This is a genomic window from Nonomuraea deserti (assembly GCF_004348685.1).
GTDB lineage: Bacteria > Actinomycetota > Actinomycetes > Streptosporangiales > Streptosporangiaceae > Nonomuraea > Nonomuraea deserti.
The window spans coordinates 34,948-44,377 of the sequence record NZ_SMKO01000068.1; the positions used below are offsets into that span (position 1 = coordinate 34,948).

Consider the following 9,430-nt stretch of genomic DNA (forward strand, 5'->3'; position numbering starts at 1 on the left):
GTCGGGCGTGCGCAGGGCCGGCACGTTCCAACCGCGGGCCCCGTGCGGGTCCGGGCAGGGAGGCGGGGTGGACGAGTCGGGCACGCCCGGCCGGCGCGCGGCCGGTCGTCATGCGGCGGGTCGTCATGCGGCGGGGCGCGCGCGGCGGGACCGCCGACGAGGGCTGCATGGCCGGCGCCGCACCCGCGGGCGCGGGCTGCTGGTGGGGACGATCGTGCTGGCCGGGGCCGCCGCGGTGCTCGGCGCCAACGGGACCATCGGCGGCGTGCTGACCGCCGCCACCACCGCTGGGCGTCCCGCCGCCGCGGAAGCCCCGCCGGCCCTGCCGAGCAGTGGCGCCCAGCGGGGAAACGGCCCGTCGGCGCTGCCAGGAAAGGCAGGCGCGGAGGCGCATGCGGATGCCGGTGCGCGGGCCAGGTCGCGCGAGGTGCGCAGGCCCGCGCCGCCCAAGGCCACCGGCGGCGGGGTGGCGCCGGAGGCGGGCCCGGGAGCCGCGAGCCCCGAGGCGGCCGAGCCCGGGCTGGTGTCGGGCACGACCGACCCGGATGACCTGCTGGCGGGCGGTCCCGAGCCCGGCGACGTCGCCGGTTACCGGGCCGACGGGCCGTCGCGGCACACGGACCGCGAGGCGGCGGAGTTCTTCCGTACGCGCTGGGGGGCGGACGACAAGGCGCTGAAGCGGCTCAAGGACATCCGCACGGTCGGCGGGTATCTGCGGATCTACACGGATCTGCCGGAGTCCGCCGACAACTCCGCCACCGCACTGACGCTCTGCCGGCGCGGCCTCGACTATCTGCGCGCCCGCGGGGTGGCCCGTCCGGTGGTCTTCGTGCAGGCGGGATTCGGCGAGAACGGCAACCCGGTGCTGGCCAACATCCTGGGGCCTGCCGATACCAGCTGCCGGGTCACGCATCCGGCTCCGGGCTGAGCGGGGCGCGGTCTAGCTTCGGTCTAGCGCACTCGCACCCGCGTCTTGGCGCACCGCTCGCACCGCTGCGTCACCACGCGTCCTATGGTCTCGATCGTCACCCAGCGGTGGCGAAGATGGACACGACGCACACGATTCTCCTACCCGGTGGAGGCGATCGGCACGCACTGTCATTGTCCGATCACCCCTTGGGTTCAAGGGTAAGGGAGATCGAGTTGATGCAGTACCGATCATCGGTCGGAGTCGCATAGCCCTCGCCGTGGAACACGTGCCCCAGATGCGAGTCGCACCGGGCGCAGCGCACCTCCGTGCGCACCATCCCGAGGCTGCGGTCCTCGATGAGCTTCACCGCCTCGGAGCCGGACGGCTCGAAGAAGCTCGGCCAGCCGCAGTGCGACTCGAACTTCGTGTCGGACCGGAAGAGCTCGGCGCCGCAGGCGCGGCACGAGTAGACCCCTTCGGTCTTGGTGTCGACGTACTCCCCCGTGAACGGGCGCTCGGTGCCGGCCTCCCTGAGGACCTGGTACTCCTCGGGTGACAACTGGGCCCGCCACTCAGCCTCGCTCTTGACGACCTTGTCCATGCCTCCAGAGTACGACTTCCGGCAAAAAGAGATCTCCGCCGGGGAAGCATCCTTTCTGGTGCGAATTCGCGTCTTTGTCGGCAAGGGGGTGTTCATCGCCTCCTGCCAAGGGGTGAGATCGTCCGCGGATCCCGCCGAGCGGCACAGCCCACGCCCGTGCTGGCGCCGCCGGGGGATCGCCACGGCCGGCCGGGTGGCGCGCCAGCGCCCGGAACGGCGGCGGACGGTCTGGCGGCCCGTCCCGTCGAGCCCTCGGTCCCGCCACCGAGGAGGCTCCGGGACGGGCCCACCCCGCCTTGTCGGAGGAGGGGAGTAGGTTCTGTGGCATGGCATCGCCGTACATAGAACTCGAGGTGGGGGAGCGGACCGTCAAGGTCACCAACCCCGACAAGGTCTATTTCCCTGGGATCGGCGCCACCAAGCGGGAGCTGGTGGAATATTACGTGAGCGTCGGCGAGGGAGCGCTGCGGGCGCTACGAGACCGGCCAACCAACCTGAAGCGCCACCCCGACGGCGTGCAGACCGACGCGATCTACCAGAAGCGCATGCCGCCCCGGCATCCCGACTGGCTCCAGTCGGTGACGGTGACGTTCCCGAGCGGGCGCACGGCGCAGTCGCTGCGGGTCACCGAGGTGGCCGCCATCGCCTACAGCGCCAACCTCGGCACCATCGACTTCCACCCGTGGCAGGTGCGCGCCACCGACGCCGAACACCCCGACGAGCTGCGCATCGACCTCGATCCGCAGCCTGGGCTGGAGTTCGACGCGGCGCGCAAGGCCGCTTTCCTCACCCGCGAGGTGCTGGCCGACCTCGGGATGGACGGGTTCGTCAAGACGTCGGGCAACCGCGGGGCCCACATCGCCGTGCGCATCGAGCCGCGCTGGGACTTCATCCAGGTGCGCCACGCCGGCATCGCCCTGGCCAGGGCCGTGGAGGAGCGTGATCCCGGCCTGGTGACCACGGCGTGGTGGAAGGAGGAGCGCGGCGAGCGGGTGTTCATCGACTACAACCAGAACGCCAGAGACCGCACGGTGGTCAGCGCCTACTCCGTCAGGGCCAAGCCGCACGCGCCCGTCTCGACGCCGCTCACCTGGGACGAGCTGGCCGACGCCGACCCGCGTGACTTCGACATCCGCACGGTGCCCGCCCGCTTCGCCGAGCTGGGCGACGTGCACGCGGCCATCGACGACCGCGCCTACTCCATTGAGCCTCTGCTCGACCTCTACGCCGGGGACGACCGCGGCGACATGCCCTATCCGCCCAACTACCCCAAGATGCCGGGCGAGCCGATGCGGGTGCAGCCGAGCCGGGCCAGGTCCGGCAAGGAGGAATAGACCTCGCGCCCGGGCCGTGCGCCCGGCGCACGGGAACCGGCCCGAACCCACGTCATTCTGTGATCGACGTAGAGTGACGTCGGCGGCCGGGTGCGGCGGCGGCGCGCGGCCGGTGCGTTCTGACGGGTCACCGCACGAGATGGTGCGGGACCAGCTCGCGGACCTCGCCCCTCTCCAGGTAGACGACCTTGTCGGACAGTCCGGCCCGCTCGATGTGGTGGCGGAAGTCGTCCAGCGGCGAGCTGAAAACGGTGTAGTCGTCGTAGTGCACGGGCACGACGGTGTGCGGGTGGATCAGGTCCACCCAGGCGGCCCCCTGCTCGCCGTCCATGGTGACCAGCAGCGTGCCGAGCAGCTTCGTGCCGCCGAGGTGCACGACGGCCAGGTCGATGTCGGGGAAGCGGCGCGGGATCGCGTCGAGACGGCGGTCGAGCAGGGTGTCGCCGCTGATGTGCATGGTCAGCTCCACCCGCTCGTCCCGGTTGCAGAACTCCAGCATCGTGCCGATCACCGGCGGCAGCAGCGCCTCGGCAGGGCCTGGCGCGTGTCTGGCCGGCAGGGCGGTGATCTTCACCAGGCCGCCGGGGCCGCGCAGCTCGTGCTGCTGCCACTCCGCCAGACCCACGCTCGCCCGGAACCCGCCGCGGCGCAGCCGACCGGCCGCGGCGGTCGTCGTGATGATCGGCGTCGCCCTGTCCAGGCCCTTGCGGGCCACCCGGTCCCAGTGGTCGCCGTGCATGTGGGACAGCACCACCGCGTCGAGCGGCGGCAGGTCCTCGATCTCGACGGCGGGATCGGCGAGGCGGCGCGAGGCCAGACCGTAGCCGAGGTAGGCGAGCTGTCCCCGGTGCAGGAAGTTGGGATCCGTCAGCAGCGTGAAGCCGTTGTAGCGGATCAGCACGGTCGCGTTGCCGATGAACTGCAGGCTTCCCTTCACGGCGGCTCACCCCTGACCTTCGTCGCTTTGCAACCTTTTCTGCTGCCACCTGAGGAAGAGCCCAAACCCTCCGTGTCCGGTCGGTTTCACTTCGATCACATAACTTGACTCCAGATCTAATAGTTCGCAAGGCTCTCTTGTGTATCGGGGGACGTCCAACCGATCTTGGAGCCTTCACATGGCAAGAGCGCGACGTCTCGTGGCCGGCGCGATGACCGCCTTCGCGATCGCGGGCGCGAGCCTGGCAGCAGGCCTCAGCCCTGCCTCCGCCTCCGCCTCCGCCTCCGCCGATCTGGTGCCGGTCGAGCTGCCCACCTGCCTCCTCCCGCTGCCGATCCTCTGCGACGAGCCCTCCGGCGAGCCCGTTCCCGAGCCGGGGCCGGACGAGCACGAGTCGGAGGAGTCCTGGTCGCACGAGCCGAAACCGGCCGATCCTTGGCCGGGAACGGTGGAGTCCGGCGAACCGTGGCGTCCGGCCGGCGAACACGAGCACCGGGTTCCGGAGGGGCATCCGGAAACCGGTGGCGGAGCGCTCGCGTCCGGCGAGCCGATGTGGCCGTTCGCCCTGGGCGGGACGGCGCTGCTGGCCGGAGCCGGGCTCGCCGGGCTCGCGATCCGGCGCCGCAAGGGTGTCGCCTAGGGTGGCCGGACCCGCCGGGGGCCGCGCGCCGGGACAGCGGACGATCGTGCTGGTCGCCACGGTCGCGTCGCTGGCCGGAGTGCTGCTCATCGGGCTCGGGCTCAGCGGCATCGTGGGTGGCGAGCAGGAGCCCGTCGCCTCCGTACGTCACGAGTCGCCCGCACCGACCAGCGGCGTGCCGCTCACGGACGTGCCGCTGTCCAAGGTGGCCGAGCCCATGCGGGCCGCCCGGCCCACGGCCGTCTACATCCCGTCCATCGGCGTGGCCGCCCCGCTCATGGAACTCGGCCTGGACGCCGACGGCGCCATCGAGAACCCGCCGTTCGACCCGCCGAACCAGGCCGGCTGGTACCGCTACGGGCCCGTCCCCGGCCAGCGCGGCGCAGCCGTGATCACCGGCCACCTGGACACCAGGACCGGCCCGGCCGTCTTCGCGAGCCTGAAGAACGTCAAGCGCGGCGACCAGGTGCAGGTGCTGCGCGCCGACCGCTCGGTGGCCGTCTTCGTCGTGGACAAGGTCGAGCACACCCCGAAGCGCCGCTTCCCCGCCAAGAAGGTCTACGCCAGGCTCTCCTACCCGGGGTTGCGGCTGGTGACCTGCGGCGGGGCGTTCGACCGGCGGGCGCACAGCTATGAGGACAACACGATCGTGTACGCGCACCTGGCGGCGCCGTACTATCCCGGAAGCTGATCACGGGTCGCGTGGCAGGCCGAGCGCGCGCTCGGCGATGATGTTGAGCTGCACCTCCGTCGTGCCGCCGCCGATCGTGAACGCGCGGGTGGTGAGGATCATGCGGCTCCAGTGCCGGTCCGCCGGGGCCAGCGACCAGCAGAACTCCGAGACCGCCTGCGCGTGCCGCATGCCGAGCAGCTTGCGCACGCTGGACGCGGTCCACGGGTCCCCGGCGGACGCGCGGCGGCTTGCTCCGGCCCGGTCGCGATCGTGGCGTGCGCGCGGGTCGCGGGCGGCGGCGGACAGCTTCGCGAGGGTGACGCGCAGGCCGAGCGCCGAGATGGCCTGGCCCTCCGCCCACAGCCGGCCCGCCTGCTCCCGCTGCGACTGCCGGAGCGGCGGCAGCCTCGTGATGAGCTCGGCCATGTCGGTGTGCTGGGATCCCGGGCCCCACGAGTCGCCGAGCGCGACGCGTTCGTGGGAGAGCGTGTCGCGGGCCACCCGCCAGCCTGCGTCCACGTCGCCGACCACCAGGTCGTCCGGTACGAACACGTCGTCGAGGAACACCTCGTTGAAGACCTCCGCCCCGTTGATCTCCTTGAGCGGTCGCACGGTGATGCCCGGCGAGGACATGTCCACCAGAAAGTACGTGATGCCGTCATGTTTTGATTTATCAGGAGAAGTCCGGGCGAGGCAGATGCCCCAGTGGGCGTGCTGCGCGAGCGACGTCCAGATCTTCTGACCGGTCAGCGCCCAGCCGCCCTCCACCCTGGCGGCCTTCGTGGACAGCCCGGCCAGGTCGGAGCCCGCGCCAGGCTCGCTGAAGAGCTGGCACCACACGATCTCCCCGGCGAACGTGCCCGGCAGGAATCGATCCTGCTGCTCGCGGCTGCCGTACCGGACGATGGAAGGGACCGCCCACGCGGCGATGCCCAGGTTCGGCCGCCCGAGGTCGCGGAATTCCTGGTGGATGATCACCTGTTCGAGCGGCGTGGCGTCCCTGCCCCACGGCCGGGGCAGGTACGGCATGATCCAGCCCTCCCGCGCGAGCCGGTCACGCCGTTCCGCCGGGCTCGCCGCACGCAGCGACCGGGCCTGCGCCCTGATGGCGTCCCCGACGGGGGCGGCCTCCTCGGGCAGGTCCGGCTCCATCCGGCGACGTGTCCCCGACACCGCGAGCCCGGCCACCTCCTCGGCCCACGGCCCGGGATCTCCCACCAGCATCCGGCCGGACAGGGCTCGGCGGTAGTAGCGGTGCGCGTCGTGCTCGAAGGTGTAGCCGATGCCGCCCAGCACCTGGATCGTGTCCGCCGTGCACCGTACCGCCGCATCCGGCCCGAGCACCGCCGCCACCCCGACCGCCAGCCTGACCTCGTCACACAGGCCATGCACCCCATCGCCGCCCCGGCCCGCGTCGTCCTGGCTCGTGTCGTTCCCGGCCGTGTCGTCAAGGTTCGCGTCACTTCGGGCCTCGCCGTGGTGGGCCGCGTCACTTCGGGCCTCGCCGTGCGCGTCCGTGTCACCCCTGCTCGCGTCGTCGCGGTCCGTGTCACTCCGGGCCGCGACGTTCATGGCGGGGGCGACGGTCACGGTTCGGAGGTCGTCCATGGCTCTGGCGGCATCCCACACGGCGGCGCGGGCCTGTTCCAGAGCCACCAGGGCGGCGGCCACCCGGTGCTTGACTCCTTGGAACTGCCCGATGGGCCGCCCGAACTGCTCGCGCACCTTGGCGTGTTCGGCCGCCGTCGTGACCGCCCACGCGGCAACGCCGCACCCGTCGGCCCCGAGCAGCACGGCCGCGATCTCCCGTACCGGTACGCCGTCCAGCACCAGACCGGCGGCCATCCGGCTCGCGGGCATGGGGCGGCCCGTCGTCCGGTCGTTCGTGGTCGGGTCGTTCGTGGTCGGGGCGGAGGGGATCGGGTCGTCCACCGTACGGTCGGTGGGTGCGGCCCGTACGGTGACGGAGCAGAGCTCCCGGTCGAGGTCCACCCCGTCGACGGGCTCGGCGACGACGCCGGCGCGGTCCAGCACCGCCCACGTGCCCCCGCCGACCGGGACGAGAAAGAGATCGGCCGCCGCCGACCCCAGCGCGAGAACGGCACTGCCGGCGACCGGCCCCGCGCCTGGTCGGGTGGGCGACACGGCGGCGGGTGCTCCGTTGGACGGTGTGATGGAGGGCGATGTGATCGCCGGTACCGAGGTGGGCGGTGTGACGGAGGGTGGCCCTGTTCGTGGTGTGGTGACGGGTGGTGTGATGGCAGGCCGGGTGGGGAGCACGACGGTGGCGGTCGAGGAGCCGTCGGCGAGGACCTGGAGCAGGTCCCGCCCTTCGCCGTGCCCGCCGGCGCCCGCCCAGGCGAGCGCCGCCGACACCACGACCGTCGGCAGATAGGCGCCGGTGACGCGCCGTTCGCCCAGCGCTTCCAGGGCGACGCACAACTCCAGCAGCCCGTACCCCTGCCCGCCCACCTCCTCGGGCAGGTGCAGGCCCAGCAGGCCCTGGCCGGCCAGCGCGGCGTGGTCGGCAGCGCGCCCGGCGAATCCTCGTACCGAGTCGGCGAGCGCCTGGTGTTCCTCGGTCAGCCCGATGCCCATGCGCACGAATCTAGAACGTTATTCGGCCGGCGAAAACCATTCGCGGTCGCCAGACCACGACCGTTACCCTCGCTGCTGTCCGAACCGTGACGTCTATGGGCCGTCGTGCCCGGGAAGTGGGGGACGAATGCCTGCCGTCGCGCCACGCGCGCCTCGCCGTACCATGGGCGGCTCCTGCTTCTGAGGTCTCCTCTGACCTGCCGGACCGCCTGCCGTATTCAGCGTGCCCGCGAGGCCCGCTTGGCGCACCTTGCTGCTCTTTCATGATCCATTCGGCAAGGAGTACCCCAGGTTGTCCACCCATCGTTCCATCACGACCACCGAGACCTTCCCGTGCGTACGCTGCGGCCTGACCGTGACCGCCAACGCACCCGACGGCACCCGGCGCAACCACTGCCCGAGCTGCCTGCACTCGCGGCACGTGCTCGACCACGCGGAAGGCGGCCCGTCGGAGTGCGGGTCGCGGATGATCCCGATCTCGATCGCCGTCCTGCGCGCCGGCGACTGGATGCTCATCCACCGCTGCACCCGGTGCGGTGAGCTGACGTCCAACCCCATCTGCGGTGACGACAACCAGCTCATCCTCATGCGCATGGCCGTACGTCCGATCGCGCAGCCGCCGTTCCCGCTCGAAGCGTTCGGCGACCTCTGATGCCGCGCAGGAGAACGGACCAGGAACGGCCGCAACGGCGCAAGGCACATCACCAGGCTCCCGACGACGCGTTCCGCTGCGTGGGGTGCCGCCTCGACGTGCCGGCGGTCGCGCCGGGCACCGCGCACCGCAACCACTGCCCGCACTGCCTGACCAGCCTGCACGTCGACCGCCGGATCCCCGGGGACAGGCGGGCCGCCTGCCGGGGCCGGATGGCGGCGCTGAGCGTCAGCGTCCGCCAGGACGGGGAGTGGCTGATCATCCATCACTGCCAGTCCTGCGGCGAGCTCAGCGCCAACCGCATCGCGGGCGACGACAACGCGCTGGCGCTGCTGCGCATCGCCATCCGCCCGCTGTACGACACCCGCCTGCCGGTCAGCGCCCTGCTGGCCCTCTGACGGGTCCGCGATGGGGTCTCCGTACGCCGTCCGTACGCCGTCCGTACGGAGGCCCCGCATTCTGTCGGCCCGTGACGTTAGGCTTCCCGCGTGGTCAGCGAACACGATCTGGACCTCGGCGACGGCCGCACACTCCACGTGTACGACACGGGTCCGGCCGCCGGCGGCGACGGGCCGGTCGTCCTCTGGCACCACGGCACCCCCAATGTCGGCTCGCCGCCGGCGCCGCTTTTCGCGGTCTCCGAGCGGCTCGGCATCCGCTGGGTGTCGTACGACCGTCCCGCGTACGGCGGTTCCACGCCGTCGCCCGGCCGGGACCTGGCATCGGCGGCCGGATACGCGTCGAGGGTCGCCGACGAGCTGGGCATCGGCAGGTTCGCGGTGATGGGCCATTCCGGGGGCGGCTCGCACGCTCTGGCCTGCGGAGCCCTGCTGCCCGATCGTGTCAGGGCCGTGGTCGGCGTGTCAGGGCCGGCCCCGTACGGCGCGGACGGTCTCGACTGGTTCGCGGGCATGTCGGTCTCCGGCCAGGCGTCCCTGCGTGCCGCCGTCGCGGGCCGCGCGGCGAAGGAACGGCACGAGGCGGCGGCCGCATACGACCCGGAGATGTTCACCCCGGCGGATCACGACGCGCTGGGCGGCGACTGGTCGTGGTTCGGCAGCGTGGTCGGGCCGGCGGTGGAGGGC

At 72.1% G+C, this 9,430-nt stretch carries 10 protein-coding genes; 7 read left to right on the plus strand and 3 right to left on the minus strand.

Annotated features, from left to right (window positions below; all coding sequences use genetic code 11):
• Nucleotides 1-67 precede the first annotated feature (67 nt).
• Nucleotides 68-928, plus strand: a complete 861-nt coding sequence (locus tag E1292_RS24320; protein ID WP_132597523.1) for a hypothetical protein — start codon at nt 68-70, stop codon at nt 926-928.
• A 181-nt stretch (nt 929-1,109) separates the two neighbouring features.
• Here the strand turns inward: E1292_RS24320 and msrB are convergent, their stop codons facing one another.
• A complete protein-coding gene (gene msrB, locus E1292_RS24325; protein WP_132520334.1) occupies nt 1,110-1,511 on the minus strand; it encodes a peptide-methionine (R)-S-oxide reductase MsrB in 402 nt (133 codons plus the stop codon).
• 326 nt (nt 1,512-1,837) lie between these two features.
• Between msrB and ligD the strand changes: the two genes are divergently transcribed.
• Entirely contained in the window at nt 1,838-2,845 is a 1,008-nt protein-coding gene (gene ligD, locus E1292_RS24330; RefSeq protein ID WP_132597524.1) for a non-homologous end-joining DNA ligase, read from the plus strand.
• Between the two features lie 127 nt (nt 2,846-2,972).
• On the opposite strand, the gene E1292_RS24335 is transcribed toward ligD, so the two are convergent.
• Nucleotides 2,973-3,782, minus strand: coding sequence for an MBL fold metallo-hydrolase (locus tag E1292_RS24335; RefSeq protein WP_132597525.1), 810 nt, complete (start codon nt 3,780-3,782; stop codon nt 2,973-2,975).
• A gap of 178 nt (nt 3,783-3,960) precedes the next feature.
• Here E1292_RS24335 and E1292_RS24340 point away from each other — a divergent pair, with 178 nt between their 5' ends.
• Together E1292_RS24340 and E1292_RS24345 are read left to right on the plus strand one after the other, a co-directional pair.
• Entirely contained in the window at nt 3,961-4,422 is a 462-nt protein-coding gene (locus E1292_RS24340) for a hypothetical protein (RefSeq protein WP_132597526.1), read from the plus strand.
• A 1-nt stretch (nt 4,423) separates the two neighbouring features.
• Nucleotides 4,424-5,113, plus strand: a complete 690-nt coding sequence (locus tag E1292_RS24345) for a class F sortase (protein ID WP_246090299.1) — start codon at nt 4,424-4,426, stop codon at nt 5,111-5,113.
• Here E1292_RS24345 and E1292_RS53985 read toward each other — a convergent pair whose 3' ends face one another.
• Nucleotides 5,114-7,693 carry an acyl-CoA dehydrogenase family protein gene (locus E1292_RS53985; protein WP_246090300.1) on the minus strand — a complete coding sequence of 860 codons (2,580 nt, stop codon included), beginning with the start codon at nt 7,691-7,693 and terminating at the stop codon, nt 5,114-5,116.
• Nucleotides 7,694-7,985: 292 nt separating this feature from the next.
• Here E1292_RS53985 and E1292_RS24360 point away from each other — a divergent pair, with 292 nt between their 5' ends.
• The 3 genes from E1292_RS24360 to E1292_RS24370 form a co-directional block, all read left to right on the plus strand.
• Entirely contained in the window at nt 7,986-8,345 is a 360-nt protein-coding gene (locus tag E1292_RS24360; RefSeq protein WP_132597527.1) for an RNHCP domain-containing protein, read from the plus strand.
• Nucleotides 8,345-8,743 carry an RNHCP domain-containing protein gene (locus tag E1292_RS24365; protein ID WP_132597528.1) on the plus strand — a complete coding sequence of 133 codons (399 nt, stop codon included), beginning with the start codon at nt 8,345-8,347 and terminating at the stop codon, nt 8,741-8,743. The genes E1292_RS24360 and E1292_RS24365 overlap by 1 nt, the downstream gene beginning before the upstream one ends.
• A 90-nt stretch (nt 8,744-8,833) precedes the next feature.
• Nucleotides 8,834-9,430 (plus strand): alpha/beta fold hydrolase (locus tag E1292_RS24370; protein WP_132597529.1); only part of this gene is annotated, 597 nt, incomplete at its 3' end.

Bases quoted from the DNA above. Each gene is read 5' to 3' on its own strand.
- E1292_RS24365 (WP_132597528.1), top strand. From the start codon at position 8,345: ATGCCGCGCAGGAGAACGGACCAGGAACGGCCGCAACGGCGCAAGGCA.
- msrB (WP_132520334.1), bottom strand. From the start codon at position 1,511: ATGGACAAGGTCGTCAAGAGCGAGGCTGAGTGGCGGGCCCAGTTGTCA.
- E1292_RS24340 (WP_132597526.1), top strand. From the start codon at position 3,961: ATGGCAAGAGCGCGACGTCTCGTGGCCGGCGCGATGACCGCCTTCGCG.
- ligD (WP_132597524.1), top strand. From the start codon at position 1,838: ATGGCATCGCCGTACATAGAACTCGAGGTGGGGGAGCGGACCGTCAAG.
- E1292_RS53985 (WP_246090300.1), bottom strand. From the start codon at position 7,693: ATGGGCATCGGGCTGACCGAGGAACACCAGGCGCTCGCCGACTCGGTA.